General features: G+C 54.0%; 20 protein-coding genes. 19 read left to right on the top strand and 1 reads right to left on the bottom strand.

Features of this window, described 5'->3' with window-relative positions; genetic code table 11:
• Window positions 1-53 precede the first annotated feature (53 nt).
• The 17 genes from EAW52_RS13805 to flhB all read left to right on the top strand — a co-directional run bounded on the left by EAW52_RS13805 (window position 54) and on the right by flhB (window position 14,445).
• Window positions 54-422 carry a ComEA family DNA-binding protein gene (locus EAW52_RS13805; RefSeq protein WP_256680589.1) on the top strand — a complete coding sequence of 123 codons (369 nt, stop codon included), beginning with the start codon at window positions 54-56 and terminating at the stop codon, window positions 420-422.
• A 326-nt stretch (window positions 423-748) separates the two neighbouring features.
• Entirely contained in the window at window positions 749-1,087 is a 339-nt protein-coding gene (gene fliE, locus EAW52_RS13800) for a flagellar hook-basal body complex protein FliE (protein ID WP_010797918.1), read from the top strand.
• An 11-nt stretch (window positions 1,088-1,098) separates the two neighbouring features.
• A complete protein-coding gene (gene fliF, locus EAW52_RS13795; protein WP_122042897.1) occupies window positions 1,099-2,910 on the top strand; it encodes a flagellar basal-body MS-ring/collar protein FliF in 1,812 nt (603 codons plus the stop codon).
• Entirely contained in the window at window positions 2,897-3,910 is a 1,014-nt protein-coding gene (gene fliG, locus EAW52_RS13790; protein WP_010797920.1) for a flagellar motor switch protein FliG, read from the top strand. The genes fliF and fliG overlap by 14 nt, the downstream gene beginning before the upstream one ends.
• 119 nt (window positions 3,911-4,029) lie before the next feature.
• Window positions 4,030-4,812, top strand: a complete 783-nt coding sequence (fliH, locus tag EAW52_RS13785) for a flagellar assembly protein FliH (RefSeq protein ID WP_122042895.1) — start codon at window positions 4,030-4,032, stop codon at window positions 4,810-4,812.
• Window positions 4,802-6,148, top strand: a complete 1,347-nt coding sequence (gene fliI / locus EAW52_RS13780) for a flagellar protein export ATPase FliI (protein WP_010797922.1) — start codon at window positions 4,802-4,804, stop codon at window positions 6,146-6,148. Before fliH ends, fliI begins: the two co-directional genes overlap by 11 nt.
• A gap of 6 nt (window positions 6,149-6,154) precedes the next feature.
• Window positions 6,155-6,601 (top strand): flagellar export protein FliJ, encoded by a 447-nt coding sequence (gene fliJ / locus EAW52_RS13775; RefSeq protein ID WP_010797923.1) that lies wholly within the window; start codon window positions 6,155-6,157, stop codon window positions 6,599-6,601.
• A 425-nt stretch (window positions 6,602-7,026) separates the two neighbouring features.
• Window positions 7,027-7,380, top strand: a complete 354-nt coding sequence (locus EAW52_RS13770) for an Hpt domain-containing protein (RefSeq protein WP_122042893.1) — start codon at window positions 7,027-7,029, stop codon at window positions 7,378-7,380.
• Window positions 7,381-7,454: 74 nt separating this feature from the next.
• Window positions 7,455-8,774 (top strand): flagellar hook-length control protein FliK, encoded by a 1,320-nt coding sequence (locus tag EAW52_RS13765; RefSeq protein ID WP_122042891.1) that lies wholly within the window; start codon window positions 7,455-7,457, stop codon window positions 8,772-8,774.
• A gap of 159 nt (window positions 8,775-8,933) precedes the next feature.
• Window positions 8,934-9,446 carry a flagellar basal body-associated protein FliL gene (gene fliL, locus EAW52_RS13760; RefSeq protein ID WP_010797926.1) on the top strand — a complete coding sequence of 171 codons (513 nt, stop codon included), beginning with the start codon at window positions 8,934-8,936 and terminating at the stop codon, window positions 9,444-9,446.
• Between the two features lie 8 nt (window positions 9,447-9,454).
• Complete coding sequence (gene fliM / locus EAW52_RS13755) at window positions 9,455-10,426, top strand: flagellar motor switch protein FliM (protein ID WP_010797927.1); 972 nt, start codon at window positions 9,455-9,457, stop codon at window positions 10,424-10,426.
• Between the two features lie 67 nt (window positions 10,427-10,493).
• Complete coding sequence (fliN, locus tag EAW52_RS13750) at window positions 10,494-10,949, top strand: flagellar motor switch protein FliN (RefSeq protein WP_010797928.1); 456 nt, start codon at window positions 10,494-10,496, stop codon at window positions 10,947-10,949.
• Between the two features lie 4 nt (window positions 10,950-10,953).
• Window positions 10,954-11,367 (top strand): flagellar biosynthetic protein FliO, encoded by a 414-nt coding sequence (gene fliO, locus EAW52_RS13745; RefSeq protein WP_010797929.1) that lies wholly within the window; start codon window positions 10,954-10,956, stop codon window positions 11,365-11,367.
• 82 nt (window positions 11,368-11,449) lie between these two features.
• Entirely contained in the window at window positions 11,450-12,232 is a 783-nt protein-coding gene (gene fliP / locus EAW52_RS13740) for a flagellar type III secretion system pore protein FliP (RefSeq protein ID WP_026003850.1), read from the top strand.
• A 13-nt stretch (window positions 12,233-12,245) separates the two neighbouring features.
• On the top strand, window positions 12,246-12,515 hold the full coding sequence (fliQ, locus tag EAW52_RS13735; RefSeq protein WP_010797931.1) for a flagellar biosynthesis protein FliQ: 270 nt from the start codon (window positions 12,246-12,248) through the stop codon (window positions 12,513-12,515).
• Window positions 12,516-12,518: 3 nt separating this feature from the next.
• Window positions 12,519-13,295 (top strand): flagellar biosynthetic protein FliR, encoded by a 777-nt coding sequence (gene fliR, locus EAW52_RS13730; protein WP_010797932.1) that lies wholly within the window; start codon window positions 12,519-12,521, stop codon window positions 13,293-13,295.
• Between the two features lie 13 nt (window positions 13,296-13,308).
• Window positions 13,309-14,445 (top strand): flagellar biosynthesis protein FlhB, encoded by a 1,137-nt coding sequence (gene flhB, locus EAW52_RS13725; RefSeq protein WP_122042889.1) that lies wholly within the window; start codon window positions 13,309-13,311, stop codon window positions 14,443-14,445.
• A gap of 33 nt (window positions 14,446-14,478) precedes the next feature.
• On the opposite strand, the gene sodC is transcribed toward flhB, so the two are convergent.
• Window positions 14,479-15,006, bottom strand: a complete 528-nt coding sequence (gene sodC, locus EAW52_RS13720; protein WP_122042887.1) for a superoxide dismutase family protein — start codon at window positions 15,004-15,006, stop codon at window positions 14,479-14,481.
• Between the two features lie 279 nt (window positions 15,007-15,285).
• Here sodC and flhA point away from each other — a divergent pair, with 279 nt between their 5' ends.
• On the top strand, window positions 15,286-17,385 hold the full coding sequence (gene flhA / locus EAW52_RS13715; protein WP_122042885.1) for a flagellar biosynthesis protein FlhA: 2,100 nt from the start codon (window positions 15,286-15,288) through the stop codon (window positions 17,383-17,385).
• A gap of 10 nt (window positions 17,386-17,395) precedes the next feature.
• Entirely contained in the window at window positions 17,396-18,724 is a 1,329-nt protein-coding gene (gene flhF, locus EAW52_RS13710; RefSeq protein ID WP_122042883.1) for a flagellar biosynthesis protein FlhF, read from the top strand.
• Window positions 18,725-18,815: the final 91 nt, after the last annotated feature.

Here is an 18,815-nt window from a genome sequence, read left to right as displayed (position 1 = left end):
AAACTCTTCTGTAGTTGAACGTCAATTATGCGCTTGGAAAAGGATGTCTATTTATGCGCGCACTTCTATTATTTCGTATTGCCGTCTGTTTTACTCATTTTACGCTCACTTCTGTTGCCTATGCTGAGACGTACGGTGATCCGCTGCATTACCAGTTACCTAAACCCATGCCTATCGCGCGAACCTCTCCAGAGGTGTCCAGATCTTTTGGGTCTGTTTCCTCCAGTAAGGTTAATATCAACACGGCAGATGCCGCTACGCTGGACAAGGGACTTAAAGGTATTGGAGCTGCCAAGGCGAAAGCTATCGTTGATTACCGTAATACGCACGGCCCGTTCCAGGCTATTGACGAGTTGATAGAGGTAAAGGGTATCGGCCCCGCAATTCTGGAAAAGAATGCTGATGTCCTGACAATCAATTGACAAAGCCGTGCTGATAGCTAATGGACTGTAGCTATTCTTTTGGCACAAGATAGTTATCTCGCCGCGTCTTATTGATTGCGTTTTTTGCAAGGTGTCCAAACCATCTCCTCTCCTAGGCGCCTGGCCTCAATCCAAGGCTAGGCTGCCCTCGCCCAAAAGCCTTTCTGGCCTGTTAATTGCTCTAGCCTTGTTAGTGATTGAAACCTGGCGCCAAGCCGGTTTTGTCAGCCAATTTCAGTTGACAGACAAAACTTGGCATCGCCATTGCTACATCAAGGTATAGCTAAAAGCGCGGCGTCAAAAATCCGCGCTGGTTGGAGGGTGAAATGGTTCAAGGTGTTGAGTTCAATCGTTTAATGCTGGAGATGCGCTCCATGCAGACAGAGGCAATGGCGCGAAAGCCCGTTGCGAGCCCTGTCGGTGTTGAGGGTGCTGCAAATGTTCCCAGCTTTCCGGATTTACTTGGACAGGCTGTCCGTAAAGTCAACGAGACGCAAAAGGTTTCCAATGAGATGGCCACAGCGTTCGAGCTTGGTCAAGGCGGCGTTGATCTGACGGAAGTCATGATTGCCTCGCAGAAAGCTAGCGTTTCCTTCCAGGCCATGACCCAAGTCCGTAACAAGATGGTCCAGGCCTACCAAGACATTATGCAGATGCCTATCTGAGGATAGATTGAATGGCCGACACCGCCCTCAATAATCAGGTTCCCGCTAAGGTAGACGCCTCTGGCGCATCCAAGAAGCCTTTTCCGGGCCTGGGCTTTCTAGACAACCTGTCTGAAATGCCGATCTTGCGTCAAGTAGGCCTTATGGTTGGCTTGGCTGCCAGCGTTGCCTTAGGGTTTGCAGTAGTGCTGTGGTCACAGCAGCCTGATTACCGCCCCTTGTATGGCAGCATGTCAGGCCTGGATGCCAATCAGGTAGTTGAAGCGCTGACTTCAGCCGATATCAATTACAAGGTTGACCCTAATACCGGTGCCTTGTTGGTAAAGGCAGACGATCTGGGCCGTGCTCGTTTGAAAATGGCTAGCGCTGGCGTAGCGCCTACTGACGGTATCGTTGGTTTCGAGCTATTGGACAAGGAGCAGCCTCTGGGAACCAGCCAATTCATGGAAGCGGCAAATTACCGTCGCGGCCTTGAGGGTGAACTGTCTCGTACGATTGCCAGCTTGAATGGCATTAAAAGTGCACGTGTTCACTTGGCGATTCCGAAGAGTTCTGTATTCGTACGGGATGAGCGCAAGCCGACGGCTTCGGTTCTGGTCGAGTTGTATCCAGGCCGTACCTTAGAAACTGGGCAAGTAATGGCGATCGTTAATCTGGTTGCTACCAGTGTTCCAGAGTTGACGAAGTCTCAGGTAACGGTAGTCGATCAGAAAGGACAGCTCCTGTCGGATCAGCTGAACCAGTCTGAGTTCAGTGTTGCAGGTAAGCAGCTGGATTATACGAACCGCATCGAAAGCACATTGACTCAACGTGTGCAAAACATGATGCAGCCAGTCGTAGGAAGCGGTCGTTTCAAGGCAGAAGTATCGGCAGATATAGATTTCAATGCGGTTGAGTCAACGTCCGAGCAGTTTAACCCTGATCAGCCCGCACTGCGCAGCGAGCAGATCAATACCGAACAACGTCAAACTGCCGGCGGTGGGCCGCAGGGTGTGCCGGGAGCCTTGTCGAACCAGCCGCCTGGACCAGCCACTGCACCTGAGAACGCAACAGCGGCAGCGGGTGCCAACTTCACGGCGCCGGGTCAGCTGATTCGTGACCCTAATGATCAGTTCATTACTGATCCGAAGACAGGTCTGCCGGCGACAGTGCCTTATCCGACAGACAAGCGTGACCAAAGCACACGTAATTATGAATTGGATCGCAGTATCAGCTACACCCGCCAGCAGCAAGGTCGAGTACGTCGTCTCTCTGTAGCGGTAGTGTTAGATGATCAAGTGAAAGTGGATGCAGCGACAGGGCAGGTAAGTCATACGCCCTGGAGTGCGGATGACCTGGCTCGCTTTACTCGCCTGGTGCAAGACGCGGTAGGTTTCGATGCAAGTCGTGGTGATAGTGTTAGCGTGATCAACGCTCCCTTTGCTCCGATCGCTGCTGATGATGTGGAAAGTATTCCCTTCTACTCGCAGCCCTGGTTCTGGGATGTCGTTAAGCAAGGTCTGGGTGTGTTGTTTATCCTGGTCCTGGTGTTTGGTGTCCTGCGCCCTGTTCTGAACAACCTGGCAGGTACCAACAAGAGCAAGGACTTGGCACTGGCTGATGGTATGGGTGGTGCTGGAGATTTGGCGGGTAGTGGAGCGGGTGGCCTGGGTGGTGGTGATCTGGCCGATGACAAGGTAAGTCTGGCAAGTCCTGCAGCGCTGATGTTGCCTGGACCTAGCGAAAACTACGAAGTACAACTCAATGCCATCAAGCAATTGGTGACTGAAGACCCGGGCCTGGTTGCCCAAGTTGTGAGGGACTGGATCAATGCCGACGAGTGAATTCAACAGCATGAGCAATGTCGATAAAGCCGCTGTTCTGCTGCTCTCCCTGGGTGAGGCAGACGCTGCCCAGATCCTGCGTCACCTGGGCCCTAAAGAAGTACAGCGCGTCGGTACTGCGATGGCTCAAGTGCGTAACATTAGTCGTGACCAGGCCGAGCATGTACTGGGCAACTTTATCGAGGTGGTAGGTGAGCAGACCAGCCTGGGTGTAGGCACTGACGGTTATATCCGCAAGATGCTGACCCAGGCCCTGGGCGAAGACAAGGCTAACGGCCTGATCGACCGAATCCTGCTGGGCGGCAATACGAGCGGCCTAGATAGCCTCAAATGGATGGAGCCTCGTGCGGTCGCGGATGTCATCCGTTACGAGCACCCACAAATCCAGGCGATTGTGGTGGCTTACCTGGATGCGGATCAGGCTGCCGAAGTTCTGGCGCACTTTGATCAGAAGATTCGGTTGGACATTATCCTGCGGGTGTCTTCGCTGAATACGGTCCAGCCAGCAGCGCTGAAAGAATTGAATATGATTCTGGAGAAGCAGTTCTCGGGTAGTGCAAGCTCCGCCCGTACGACGCTGGGTGGCGTGAAGCGTGCAGCCGACATCATGAACTATCTGGATAGCGCGGTTGAGGCTCCGCTCATGGACGCTATTCGCGAAGTGGACGATGCGCTGTCTGCTCAGATCGAAGACCTTATGTTTGTCTTCGGCAACTTGGTCGATGTGGATGATCGGGGTATTCAGGCGCTGCTGCGTGAAGTCTCGTCCGATATCCTGGTCCTGGCGCTCAAGGGCGCAGATGACGGGATCAAGGACAAGTTCTTCCGTAACATGTCCAAGCGTGCAGGCGAGTTGCTGCGTGATGACTTGGAGTCCCGTGGCCCGGTTCGTATCTCCGAAGTGGAGGGCGCGCAGAAGGAGGTTATCGCAGTGGCCCGCCGTATGGCTGAGGCTGGCGAGATCGTCCTGGGTGCCAAGGGCGGCGAAGAAATGGTGTAAATCACCAAGTGGGTTTCGAGCCCGGTCACTGTATTTGCAGTGGTCGGGCTTTTTTATTCTGAGTTGGCCCAAGCTTTGCTATCTACCTGGCATACCATAGCTTTTCTGTCAGGTGAGTCATGAACAAAGAGGGCGCTAGCGATCTGATTCGCGCGAAGGAAGTCAGTATCTTCGAGCGATGGCTTTTGCCTGATCTGGATAGCAACCATGTTGAAGACGTGGCCGTTGAGCCTGATCCAGAGCCGGAAGTAGCGGAAGAGGAAACCGTCGCCGTTGAAGACGTTCCGGTAGAGGAAGTCAAGCCGTTGACGCTGGAAGAGCTGGAGGCCATTCGGCAAGAGGCTTATAACGAAGGCTTCGCCGCCGGTGAGCGCGATGGTTTTCACTCCGGGCAGGTGAGAGCTCGGCAAGAGGCTGAAGTAGCATTGACAGCCAAGCTGCGAAGTCTGGAAATCGTTATGGAGCAGCTGCTCGAGCCAATCGCCCAGCAGGATCGCGAGTTGGAGCAGGCGTTGGTTCGTCTGGTTGAGCATGTCACCAAACAAGTGATCCAGCGTGAGTTAAAAGACGATTCTACGCAGCTGCAACGTATTCTGCGTGAGGCGCTGAAGCTTCTGCCCATGGGGGCTGAGAATATCCGCATTCATCTCAACCCGCAGGACTTCGATTTGGTGAAGGCCCTGCGTGATCGGCACGATGAGCGTTGGAAGTTGCTGGAAGATGAAAATCTGCTGCCGGGTGGTTGCCGTATCGAAAGCGAGAACAGCGTAATCGATGCAAGTATTGAAACGCGACTGGCCCAGGCACTGACGCAGATTATGGAACAGCAACGCCATCAGGCTACACAGCCTGCCGACCCCGACCTGCATATTCCTTTGGAGGATGCTGCTGATGCATCTTGATCGCCTGAGTTTCCAACGTCGACTGGGTGGTTATATTGACGCGGTAAGCCTCCCGGGTGAGCCCGTAATCGAAGGGCGTCTGCTGCGCATGGTAGGTTTGACGCTTGAGGCAGAAGGCTTGCGTGCTGCAGTCGGAAGTCGCTGCCGGGTCATCAATGGCGGTACCTACCAACATGCTCAGGTAGAAGCCGAGGTCATGGGGTTTTCAGGTGATAGAACCTTTTTGATGCCGATTGGCAGTCTGGCAGGTATTGCCCCTGGGGCGCGTGTCGTGCCCCTGCCTGATACCGGACGCCTGCCGATGGGAATGTCGATGTTAGGGCGTGTGCTCGATGGGTTGGGTAATGCCCTTGATGGCAAAGGGCGGATGCGCGCCGAGGATTGGGTGCCGATCGACGGTCCGACCATCAACCCGCTCAAGCGTGAGCCTATTCATGAGCCGCTTGATGTTGGTGTGCGCAGTATCAATGGTTTGTTGACGGTAGGACGCGGCCAGCGTCTTGGACTGTTTGCCGGTACTGGTGTTGGTAAGAGCGTGCTGCTCGGCATGATGACCCGCTTTACCAAGGCGGACATCATCGTTGTCGGACTGATCGGTGAGCGGGGTCGTGAGGTTAAGGAATTTATCGAGCACATCTTGGGCGAAGAGGGCATCAAGCGTTCCGTCGTTGTTGCCTCGCCAGCGGATGATGCGCCTCTGCTGCGTCTGCGTGCAGCCATGTATTGCACACGTATTGCAGAGTATTTTCGTGACAAGGGTAAAAACGTTCTGTTGCTGATGGACTCTCTGACCCGGTATGCACAGGCTCAGCGTGAAATCGCACTGGCTATTGGTGAGCCGCCAGCGACAAAGGGTTATCCGCCATCCGTGTTTGCCAAGCTGCCCAGCTTGGTGGAGCGCGCGGGTAATGCTGAAAAGGGTGGTGGTTCGATCACGGCGTTCTACACTGTACTCTCAGAGGGTGATGATCAGCAGGACCCGATCGCTGATGCGGCGCGAGGGGTGTTGGATGGTCACTTTGTTTTGTCCCGCCGTCTGGCGGAAGAAGGCCATTATCCTGCCATTGACATTGAAGCGTCGATCAGCCGAGTGATGCCACAGGTCGTAAGTCCTGAGCATTTGCGTAATGCCCAGCGTATGAAACAGTTGTGGTCTCGCTTCCAGCAAAGCCGCGATTTGATCAGTGTGGGCGCCTATGTACCAGGCGGCGATCCTGAAACTGACCAGGCAATCAAACGCTACCCTGCGATGCAGCAGTACTTGCGCCAAGGACTGAATGAAAGCGAGTCGCTCGAGCAGAGCGGGCAAAATCTAGGCGTATTGCTGGAGAGCTGATGAATCATGAAAGGTCGTGCTGAGCGGTTGACCCCAGTGATAGATATGAGTGAGCAGGAGGAGCGGGACGCTGCTCGGCAATTAGGTAAGTGTCAGACACAACTGATGCAGGCAGAGCAAAAACTTGCTGACCTGCAGCGCTACCGGGACGATTACCACAAGCAATGGCTGAATGCGGGAAGTCAGGGTGTGTCAGGCCAGTGGATGATCGGTTATCAGCGTTTCCTCAGTCAGTTGGAGGATGCCATTGCGCAGCAGGAGCGGAGCACTAACTGGCACCGCGATGTTGTCGAAAAGGCACGCCAATCCTGGCAGCAACGATACGCACGCTTGGAAGGTTTGAAAAAGCTGGTAGAGAAATATCGCCAGGAACAGCGGCTGGTTGAAGATAAGCGAGAGCAGAAGCAGATGGATGAGTTTTCCCAACGGCTTTTGCAACGGGTTCGGATGTAAGGAAAAAGGGCCGGCCGTTTTGCTGGCCCTTTTTATTTCTTGCCAAACCTTCTAAAAAAGATCCTGACGGTTAGCAGCCAAATTTCCAGCAACATAGATCCTCTGTTGCTCATTCGTTGGAATTTTGACGTCAGGCTTATGTTTACCTTCCAAAGTCTGGTAAAAGAGCAATTACCAGAGCGCCTTCCAGCGTAAGTCCACTGATATAAACGGTAGTAATGAGCGCTTTAGGACAAATTATTGTGTTCCAGGGGTGCCATTAGAGTGCCAGCTTTGCCAAAATCGCACCGACAGAAGGTTTGTTTAACCTAACTCCTAACGGAGGGCTTGATATGTCAGCGTTGTGTAGCAGAGCTCTTACGTTTCATCCTCATGTTACTTTGCCATTTCGTCTGGCACCTTCGGCCTGATGAGTGAGTCCTACCATGTCATTGCCACATTTAGATACCGATACTCTGCTTGCCCTGCAGGAAATTATGGAGGACGAGTACGGTAATCTGCTCGACACCTATATTTCCGACTCGGAAGAGCGTATCCGTGCGTTGAAGGAGGCCTATGCCGAACAGGAGCTGGTACAGCTTCGGCATGTGGCTCACAGCTTCAAGGGAAGCTCCAGTAACATGGGCGCCGTCGTTCTGACAAATCTTTGCCGGGATTTGGAGGAAGCTGCCCGTCGAAACGCTCCCTTGGCCGTTATAGATGAAAAGATCGAAAGCGTTCAGCGCGAGTTTGCCATTGTGCGCATTCTGTTCAAGTCGGAACGGCAACGGCACGCGTGATTTTCAGCCGTTTTTCTTAAAGCTGGCCCAGCGTTTGCTTCTCTAGCTCCAGATACCTTAACTGGAGCAATTTTATGGCTGTCGCCTCTGACTTCATTTTGTCGTCGACGCCTGATATCAGCTCGGCCAAGACCGCGTTCAAAGCGCCGTTCAAGCCCGCTGAGTCAACTCGCAGCGATACCCCACGTTTCTCGGATGTTTATGCCAAAGAGCAGCAGCCTGCTCGTAATGAGGTGCGTACTCGCGATGCGGATACAAAGTCCGTGAAGCGCGAGGCTTCCGCATCGCGTCACGATAGCAAGGTTAACGACAGCCAGACTGGCGAGTCCGTTTCTTCAGACGTAAAGCAGAAAGAGACCTCTGGATCTGCCGATAGCGGCAAGGCCTTGCCGGTAGCCGATGAGCACGCATCTGTTCCAGACGCGCAGCTGGACCCGTTATTGCTGCTTGGCATGACTGGAACCCTGCCTGCGGAAGTGGCGCCTTTGCCAGTTTCAAACGCTGTCAGCTCTTTGACGTCCCTGACGGAAGATACGCTGACATCGGGTATTGCGTCAGCGCTTCCACAGGGGCTGGATCAGGTGGCTTCCTCGAATGGCCAGGCTGCCTCTTCTGATGATACTGCTGGCCAGCTGCTGGCCCAGGCCGGTAGTAAGCTACTTCAGACTACCGATACAGCATCTGGCACTGCTCAGGCCAATACAAGTCAAGGCTCATCTAAACAGGCCGAGGTTGTAAGTGCTCTTCTGGCTGCGGCCACTGAAAGTCAGCCTACTGAGGGTGAGGCCGCCCTTGAAGCATTGCAGGGGTTAAAAGATATCGATGATAGGGCCTTGCCTGACGGTCGAAACGAGACCTTTGCAGACAAGCTGAATAGCTTGTCCCAGACAATGGGAACGCCTGTGCAGACGGCTCGTCCCGTTGCGCCTACAGTGCCGGGTCAACCGCTGGCAATGAATCAGTCCGACTGGCATGAAGGTGTAATTGATCGAGTCATGTGGATGTCGAGTCAGAACCTCAGGAGTGCTGACATTCGGCTCGAACCGGCCGGGTTGGGGCGTCTTGAAGTTCGTATCGATATGACTAACGACCAGGCTCAGGTCACTTTTGCTAGTCCGCATGCGGATGTTCGTGATGCACTCGACAGCCAGTCTCATCGCTTACGAGACATGTTCGTGCAGCAGGGGATGACGCTTGATGTAAACGTCTCGGATCAATCAGCGCATCGTAACTGGCAGGCAGCACAGCAGGACACGGGAACCGGAGGGCGACGGTCTTCGAATACTGGGTCAGGTAGCGAAGATCGTGCGATTGATGAAGTGGCAGGTACCTCAAGTGAGACGGTAGCGCGCGCAATAAAGAGAAATGATGGAGTGGTGGACTTCTACGCTTGACCGGGACGCCTCCCGCAGGTGATGAGGTCCGTCTTACCAAAGGCGAATCTGACGGCTACGCCTCAAGCGATTGGCTAAAGATGAATGTATCAACAAAACTGCTGTTATTCCCTCTGCGTTTTAGGGCTGTAGGCGGTTCACTCAATTACGGATGTAAGCATGGCCAAGAAAGAACAAGCGGCTGATGACGCGGCCAAACCCGCTGGCAAAGGCAAGCTCAAGCTCATCATCATTATCGTGGTCGCATTGTTGTTGACGATAGGGGCTTCGGTAGGTGCAACATGGTTCATCATGAACAAGAAGGTTCATGATGCCGAGGCCGCAAAGGCAGAGCCCACCACTCCTGTCCGACTGCCTGCCATCTACGAAAAATTAACGCCGTCTTTTGTGGTCAACTTCAATGTGAACGGCAGGCAGCGTTATATGCAGGTGGGTGTGGCGCTGATGGGACGCGATCAGGCAAAGATGGATGAACTCAAGGCTCATTTGCCCCAGGTACGCAATCAACTGGTCATGCTGCTTTCTGCCCAGAGTTATGACGCCTTATTGACGCCGGTTGGCAAGGAGTTGCTACGTCAACAGGCAACTTCCAAGATTCAGGAGCTTGCTCAGAAGCAGGTGGGTCAACCTACGGTCGAGCAGGTTTTGTTCACTAACTTCGTCCTGCAATAGGGATTGCCATGTCTGTACAAGATTTACTGTCTCAGGATGAAATCGACGCGCTTCTTCACGGAGTCGATGATGGTCTTGTCGAAACGGATCCTATAGCGCCCACAGGCTCGGTCAGGGGATATGACCTGACCAGCCAGGATCGTATCGTCCGTGGGCGGATGCCGACATTGGAGATGATCAACGAGCGCTTTGCCCGCTATACCCGGGTCAGCATGTTCAACCTGCTTCGTCGCTCGGCTGACGTGTCCGTAGGGGGTGTGCAGGTCTTGAAATTCGGTGAGTATGTTCGCTCGCTGTATGTACCGACCAGCTTGAACATGGTGAAGATCAAGCCTTTGCGTGGTACGGCACTGTTTATTCTGGATGCCAAGTTGGTGTTCAAGCTGGTAGACAACTTCTTTGGTGGCGATGGCCGTCACGCCAAGATTGAAGGTCGTGAGTTTACGCCGACCGAGCTGCGTGTTGTACGCATGGTGCTTGATCAGTGCTTCGTTGACCTTAAAGAGGCCTGGGGCGCAATGTTGGCGTGTCAGTTCGAGTACATCAACTCCGAAGTCAACCCGGCCATGGCAAACATTGTCAGTCCGAACGAGGTGGTAGTGGTCAGCTCGTTCAGCATCGAGCTGGATGGCGGTGGCGGTGAGCTGCATATCGCCATGCCATACTCAATGATCGAGCCTATCCGCGAAATGCTGGACGCCGGCTTCCAGTCGGATGTGGATGATCAGGACGAGCGCTGGGTCAAGGCCATGCGCGAAGATCTGCTGGATATCCGTGTACCGCTGGAGGCAACAGTGGTGCGTCGTCAGCTCAGACTACGTGACATTCTGCATATGCAGCCTGGCGATGTAATTCCGGTCGAAATGCCGGAGGAAATGCTGATGCGCGCCAATGGTATGCCAACTTTCAAAGTAAAGATGGGGGCTCGTAAAGGAAACCTGGCCTTGCAAATCATTGAACCGGTCAAGAACTCTCGCTGACGCGATTTTGACTGAATGCTTTTATTTCTTTCGAGCCGTAGGCTCACCGTTTTAGATTGAGGTTAAGATGGCAGATCAAAACACCAACAGCGAAGAACAGGCTCTGGCTGATGAGTGGGCCGCGGCGATGGCAGAGGCAGGCGACTCCAATCAGGATGAAATCGATGCGATGATGGCTCAGGGTTCGAACCCGGCTTCTCGCGCGCCTGTAGAGGAATTTGCCGGAATCCAAGGTAACAATCAGCAGATTACAGGTATGGAAGGTCCGAACCTGGATGTGATTCTGGACATTCCTGTCATGATTTCGATGGAAGTCGGCCATACCGACATTTCCATCCGGAACCTGCTACAACTGAATCAGGGCTCGGTTATCGAGCTTGATCGCCTGGCGGGAGAGCCGCTCGATGTACTGGTCAACGGTACCTTGATTGCTCACGGCGAGGTGGTGGTGGTTAACGAGAAGTTCGGTATCCGGCTGACCGATGTCATCAGCCCCAGTGAACGTATCAAGAAACTACGCTGACCTTATGCGAATGCTTATTGCTCTACTGGCTACCTTGCCGCTTGTCTCCCAAGCGGCTGAAACAGCTGCACCGTCAACCAATATGGGATCGCAGCTGACTCAGCTTGTGTTGGGTCTGCTGCTGATTATTGGCCTGATCTTCGGGCTGGCCTGGCTTATCCGTCGGGTACAGCAGGTGGGGCCGCGTGGCAATAACGCTATCAAATTGGTAGCCACCCAGCATCTGGGGCCGCGAGAGAGGCTGGTGCTGGTGCAGGTAGGGCAGGAGCAAATACTCGTAGGGCTCACGGCTGGGCGCATTACTCCCTTGCATGTGATGAAGGAACCGGTTCGTCTAGCCGATGAGCAACCGGCTTCGCCTGAGTTTGCTCAACGGCTTTTCGAGCTGATCAGCCGCGACCCAAAGGATAAGTCATGAGATTCGACTCATTGAAGTCTTTCGCGCGAGTGGTGCGGAGAATGAACTGGTGCTGACTGGTACAAGCGGTGTGTTTACGACGTTGTTGAAATCCAATCTTCGTTTGCTTCGTAATTGCCTGCTTGTGCTGGTAGCACTGGCGGCACCTTTGGCGTTTGGGCAGGAAAATGGGGCTAACAATCCGTTGTCCATTTCCGCTATTACCATGAGTACAAACGCCAACGGCCAGCAGGAGTACTCCGTAAGCCTGCAGATCCTGCTGATCATGACGGCGCTGAGTTTCATTCCAGCGTTTGTCATGCTGATGACCAGCTTTACACGGATCATCATTGTATTCGCCATTCTCCGCCAAGCCCTGGGCTTGCAGACAACGCCGTCAAACCAGGTGTTGATCGGACTGGCACTGTTTCTGACATTGTTCATCATGGCGCCGGTCTTTGACCGCATCAACAACGATGCCTTGCAGCCCTACATGAATGAGCAACTGACGGCCCAGGATGCAATTGCGCGGGCAGAGGGGCCAATCAAGGACTTCATGTTGGCGCAGACCCGGCAATCCGATCTGGACATGTTCATGCGGCTATCCAAGCGTACGGACATCGCCACACCTGATCAGGCGCCGCTGACGATCGTGGTTCCGGCCTTTGTGACATCCGAATTGAAAACAGCCTTCCAGATCGGCTTCATGATCTTTATTCCATTCCTGGTGATTGACCTAGTGGTGGCCAGCGTGCTGATGGGGATGGGCATGATGATGCTTTCACCGATGATCATCTCGTTACCGTTCAAGCTGATGCTGTTCGTGCTGGTTGACGGTTGGTCGTTGATCATGGGTACGCTGGCTGGCAGCTTCGGTACTGTCTAAGAGGAGATACCCCATGACGCCTGAAGTAGCCGTAGATCTGTTTCGGCAAGCGCTCTGGTTGACTGCATTGCTTGTAGGCATTCTGATCGTGCCGAGCTTGCTGGTGGGCCTGGTGGTTTCAATGTTCCAGGCCGCTACACAGATCAACGAGCAGACCTTGAGTTTTCTACCTCGACTGATTGTCACGTTGTTGACGCTGATTGTCCTAGGGCCTTGGCTCACCCGTGAGCTGATGGAGTTCATGCGCAACATGATCACCAATGTTCCGATGTTGATTGGTTAAATCATGCTTGAGCTGAGTGATGCGCAGATTGGCGGCTGGGTCGGTACGTTCCTGCTGCCTCTGTTCCGTATTGCTGCCGTCTTTATGACGATGCCTATCATCGGGACCAACATGGTTCCCGCGCGCGTAAAGCTCTATATGGCACTGGCCTTTACCGCTCTGCTGGTGCCTACGCTGCCCCCCATGCCGCAGGTCGATGCCGTGAGCGTACAGGCCTTGCCGCTGATTGCAGAGCAGATCCTGATTGGCGCTCTGATGGGTTTTAGCCTCCAGCTGTTCTTTCACGTCTTCGTGATTGCTGGGCAACTGCTCTCCACCCAGGCAGGACTTAGCTTTGCATCAATGGTCGATCCGGCCAATGGGATTTCGGTGCCTGTGCTGGGGCAGTTCTTCAACGTACTGGTGACGCTATTGTTCCTGTCCATGAACGGACACCTGATCGTCATGGAAATCCTGGCGGAAAGCTTTACCACGCTACCGGTTGGTCAGTTGCTGTCTGTTGACCATTTCTGGGAGCTGGCCGGTAAATTGAGTTGGGTGCTTGGTGCCGGCGTATTACTGGTCTTGCCTGCCATTACAGCATTGCTGGTCGTGAACCTTGCTTTTGGCGTAATGACCCGCGCAGCGCCTCAACTCAACATTTTTTCCATTGGCATGCCCCTAACCGTGTCGCTGGGTTTGGTCATTATCTGGATTGGTACAGCGGATATCTTTTCGCACTACGAATCATTAGTCACTGAAGCGCTGCAATGGCTCCGAGAGCTGGTGCGGGCGCGATAGGCAGGAGGTCGTCATGTCGGACGAATCCAGTAGTGAAGACCGTACAGAGGAACCTACCGACAAACGTAAGCGAGAGGCGCGCGAGGAAGGGCAATTACCCCGATCCCGTGAGCTTGGCACGCTGACGGTTGTAATGGGAGGGCTCATAGCGCTTCTGGCGTTTGGGTCGATCCTGGGAGATGCATTACTGGATCTGATGCGTGGCAGTTTTTCACTGAACCGCGAAGCCGTTCTGGATGAGCGGAACATGGGAATCATGCTGCTGATGTCAGGCAAGACCGCCATGCTGGGCATGATGCCGGTTTTTCTCGTCCTTGTGCTAGCTGCCGTTATTGGTCCAATTGCACTGGGAGGCTTTTTGTTTTCCAGCAAATCCCTTCAGCCCAAGTTCAGTCGAATGAACCCTCTTTCAGGACTCAAGCGCATGTTTTCGACCCATGCGCTGATGGAGTTGGGCAAGGCGCTGGCCAAGTTCGTTCTGCTGCTCACCATTGCGATCATGGTTCTCTTGTCCGAGCGTGATGCTTTGCTGTCCATTGCAAAGGAGCCTTTGGGCAGTGCCATTATCCACAGTATAAAAGTGGCGGGGCATGCAGCGTTGATGGTGTCTTTAGGGCTATTACTTATCGCAGCTATTGACGTACCGTTCCAATGGTATAGCAACAAGAAAAAGCTGATGATGACCAAGCAGCAAATCAAGGATGAATACAAGGACAGCGAAGGCAAGCCCGAAGTAAAAGGGCGGATGCGCCAGATGCAGCGCGAAATGGCGCAACGTCGCATGATGACTGCCGTGCCAGAGGCCGACGTCATTATCACCAACCCAACACATTATGCTGTGGCGCTAAAGTATGACGCTGCAACCGGTGGGGCGCCGATCCTGGTAGCCAAGGGTAGCGACTTTGTGGCATTGAAGATTCGTGAGCTTGCCCAGGAGCACGCCGTTACGACGCTTGAATCACCCGCCCTGGCGCGAGCAGTGTACTATTCCACTGATATCGATAGAGAGATTCCGGCAGGGCTTTACATCGCTGTGGCGCAAGTGCTGGCCTACGTTTATCAGCTCAAACAGTACAAGGCTGGTCAGGGCCGGCGTCCAGAGCAGCCGCATGAGCCACCTATTCCGCCGGATTTACGGCGTGACGAGTAGATAAAGAGGGCCCCGCTGAACGGGGCCTTCTTGTTACTTGATAACCCCGCACGCCATCCGGGCTCCACCACCGCCTAGCGGCTTGGGATGATCCGAGTGGTTATCGCCACCTACGTGAACCATGAGGGCGTGACCTTTGATTTCATTCAAGTCCTTGAGGCGCGGCGCCAGCACAGGCTGTAAGGCTGTTCCGTCGCTTGTGACATAAAGGGCGGGCAGATCACCTTTATGGCCGTCGCCCCAGGGAGCGTCATGCTTGCCGGTATTCTCAGGGTCCCAGTGACCGCCTGCGGCGCCTGCCGGTGTATTCTTGCCATCGACTTCTGCAGCGTCACAGCTGGGTTTGGCATGAATATGGAATCCATGTGTCCCTGGCTCCAGACCTTTTAACTCAGGTGTAAATACCAAGCCGTAGTCAGTCTTTACGATGGTGACGCTGCCTACACTTTCGCCCGGACCTTTCTCTGTTGCGATATTTAATGGAACAGTCACGGCGTCATCCGCCTGGGCTATACCAGCGAGTCCTGCTGACATCAGCGTTACGGCAATCCATTTTTTCATCGGGTTCTCCTGTTATCCACTTTATGCGCGTCTTGTGAAGGGACCTCATATGCGTGTTCAGGTTTCCTTATTACGGTGCTCGTATCAACAGTGGCTAAAGGCCGGCCTCAAGAAAGCAGCCTGGCAGGCCGATATAACAGGCGCAAACGCAACAAATTCAAACAAATAAGGAACTTGGCCCGTTGCTTGCTGAATAGCTTGTATCAAGACGCTCTGACGTCAAAAGATTGATATGCAAGGCATTCAAGAGGAACGACTGTGAAAGTTAATCACGGGCAAATGTTGACCAATGTTCGCAGCCTGAGCCGCGGTAACCTGGCTGTACCGATATTGGTTCTGGCCATGCTCGGCATGATGACATTGCCGATTCCGCCGTTTCTGCTGGACGTGCTGTTTACCTTTAATATTGCGCTGTCGATCGTGGTATTGCTGGTAAGCGTTTATGCGCTACGGCCCTTAGACTTTGCGGTGTTTCCGACGATTCTGCTCGTGGCCACGTTGCTGCGCCTAGCGTTGAACGTAGCGTCTACACGTGTCGTTCTTTTGCATGGTCATGATGGCCATGCCGCTGCCGGTAAGGTGATTCAGGCCTTTGGTGACGTTGTTGTTGGCGGCAATTACATCGTCGGTGCAGTTGTGTTCGCCATCCTCATGATCATCAACTTTGTTGTAGTGACCAAGGGTGCCGGTCGTATTTCTGAAGTATCAGCACGCTTTACCCTGGATGCCATGCCCGGTAAGCAGATGGCCATCGACGCTGACCTCAATGCTGGTGTGATCGATCAGGCCGAAGCCAAGAAGCGTCGTGCCGAAGTAGGGCAGGAGGCTGATTTCTACGGCTCTATGGATGGTGCGAGTAAATTCGTGCGTGGCGACGCCGTTGCCGGTTTGTTGGTTCTGTTCATCAACCTGTTTGGTGGCATTGCTATCGGTATGTTGCAGCATAACTTGAGTATTGCTGACGCTGGCCGTATCTATGCGCTGCTGACTATCGGTGACGGTCTGGTAGCACAGGTGCCTTCGCTGCTGTTGTCCGTTGCAGCGGCCATTATGGTGACGCGTGTTTCTTCTTCGGAAGACATGGGTCAGCAGATCAACCGACAGATGTTCGCCTCGCCCAAAGCGCTTATGGTCTCAGCTTGTATCATTATCGCCATGGGACTGGTTCCCGGCATGCCACATGTGCCGTTTCTGGGCCTGGGTTTTCTGGCGGCTGGTGCCGCCTATATGATCTGGGATCGTCAGAGAAAAGCAAAGCAAGCAGTAGAATTGGAGTCTAAGCGTCAGCAGGAACTGGCCCCTGTACAGCGCCCCGCTGAAACCAAGGAGCTAGGGTGGGATGACGTAACGCCTGTCGACATGGTTGGCCTGGAAGTAGGTTATCGCCTGATTCCCCTAGTGGACCGCAACCAGGGCGGTGAGCTGCTAACGCGTATCAAGGGTGTTCGCAAAAAGCTGTCCCAGGATCTTGGCTTTCTTATGCCCGCTGTACATATTCGCGACAACCTGGAACTGATGCCCAATGCTTATCGTTTGACGTTGATGGGCGTGAATGTTGCGGAAGCCGAAATCTATCCGGACCGCGAACTGGCTATCAACCCGGGTCAGGTATTCGGCACGTTGAATGGTGTGATTGCCAAAGATCCGGCGTTTGGCCTTGATGCGGTTTGGATTGACATTAGTCAGCGTGATCAGGCGCAGTCCCTTGGCTATACCGTGGTCGATGCCAGCACGGTCGTTGCGACCCACCTCAACCAGGTTCTCCAGAAGCATGCCCACGAGCTGTTGGGGCATGAAGAGGTGCAGCAATTACTGCAGCTTCTGGCTAAGAGTTCACCCAAGCTGGCCGAAGAACTGGTGCCAGGCATGATTTCCTTGTCTACGCTTCTTAAGGTGTTGCAGCAATTGCTGCAGGAGCAGGTCTCGGTACGTGATGTTCGTACGATTGCTGAGGCTATTGCGAATGTGGCGCCGCGTAGTCAAGATCCCGCCGTCATGGTTTCTTCGGTTCGTGTGGCGCTGTCCCGTGCAATCGTCCAGAACATCATTGGATTGGAGCCCGAGCTGCCTGTTATCACGCTGGAACCGAGATTGGAACAGATGTTGCTTAATGGTATGCAGAAGGCCGGACAAGGTGTTGAAGATGGCATGTTCCTGGAGCCGGGAATGGCCGAGAAATTGCAACGCTCTCTGGTAGATGCAGCACAGCGTCAAGAAATGATGGGTAAGCCAGTCGTGTTACTGGTAGCTGGTGCGATTCGCGGGATGATGTCCCGCTTCGCGAGAATGGCAGTTCCCACGATGTCTGTGCTGGCTTATCAGGAAATTCCGGATAACAAACAAGTCACCATTATCGCAACGGTTGGCCAGAACGGCTGAGGTTTGAACCATGCAAGTTAAACGCTTTTTCGCTGCTGATATGCGTCAAGCCATGAAAATGGTTCGTGACGAACTGGGTGCAGATGCCGCGATCCTGAGCAATCGCCGTGTTGCCGGTGGTATTGAGCTGACCGCTGCCCTGGATTATCAAGCGCCGACTCCCACTGCGCCGAATGTTGCGCTGGAAGCCGAGCTGCGTAAAACCCAAGTGCGTATCGCCGAAGCCCATGCCGAGCTGGCCATTCGCTCGCCTAACCAGAGCATCGCTGCGCCGCAAGCCAACGCCAGTCAACTCTTTGGCAATGAACAGATCAGCGCTCGCCAGGAACCCGTTATCTCCGAGCCCAAAGTTGCCCAACCGGCACCTGCCGTTGCCGCAGCGCCTTCTGCCGAAGAGCGCCGCGCGTTGGATGCCATGCGCTCCGAAATTACCGGACTGCGTGAGCTGATCGAAGTGCAGCTGGGCTCCATCGCTTGGGGGCAGATGCAGGACAAGCGTCCGGACGAAGCAAATTTCTGGCGCCGCCTGCAACGCATGGGACTTCCGGCTGATCTGTGCCGTGACCTGATGGCGCGTGTGGCAAGTGTAAATGAGCCCCGTCAGGCCTGGCGTATGCTGTTAGCCCATCTGACTCAGGCAATCGATACGCCTCAGGTTGATCTGCTGGAAGAAGGCGGTATCGTCGCGTTCGTCGGTCCTGCCGGATCGGGTAAGACCACTACGCTGTCCAAAATGGCAGCGAGCTATGTTCTGAAGTATGGCGCGCAAAGTCTTGCGCTGGTCACCATGGATAGCCATCGCATCGGCGCCCAAGAGCAAATCAAGACGTTGGGTCATATTCTTGATGTGCCGGTTACCGTTGTAGATCCACGTCAGTCGCTGGCTCAGGCGCTTGAGCCACTGGCTCGCAAGCGCATGGTTCTGATCGATACGGCAGGTATCCCGGCCAATGATCCCGCCCTGCGTCTGCAAATGGAAGCGCTGGCTAATGAGCGGCTGAAGATTCGCAACTATCTGGTCATGGCTGTAACCAGCCAGAGCCAAGTACTAAAAGCGGCTTATCACAACTACAAGGGGTGCGGTCTGGCTGGTTGTGTTCTGACCAAACTGGATGAGTCCGCGACGTTAGGTGAAGCGCTCAGTATAGCCATTAGCCATCATATCCCGGTAGCCTATCTCTCCGACGGTCCTCGCATCCCTGACGACCTGCATATTGCTCGCAAGCATCAGCTGGTTAGCCGTGCAGTCAATCGTCAGCTGACCGAGGAGCCTGCTGAGGAAACCATGGCGGATATGTTTGCCGAGCTCTATCAAAAGCCAGCCAAGCGCGTCGGTTAAGTTACACTTTTTTGCAAGTTGGGTAAGGTTTTTGCAACAGAAGGTTTACAGGCGTCGTAGTGTCAGAAAGCAGTACACGCTTTAGGTTTAG

The organism is Pseudomonas sp. LTJR-52 (assembly GCF_003691465.1).
Taxonomy (GTDB): Bacteria; Pseudomonadota; Gammaproteobacteria; order Pseudomonadales; family Pseudomonadaceae; genus Chryseomonas; species Chryseomonas luteola.
The sequence above is the reverse complement of the archived record's forward strand: the minus strand, read 5'-3'. Positions and strand labels throughout refer to the sequence as shown.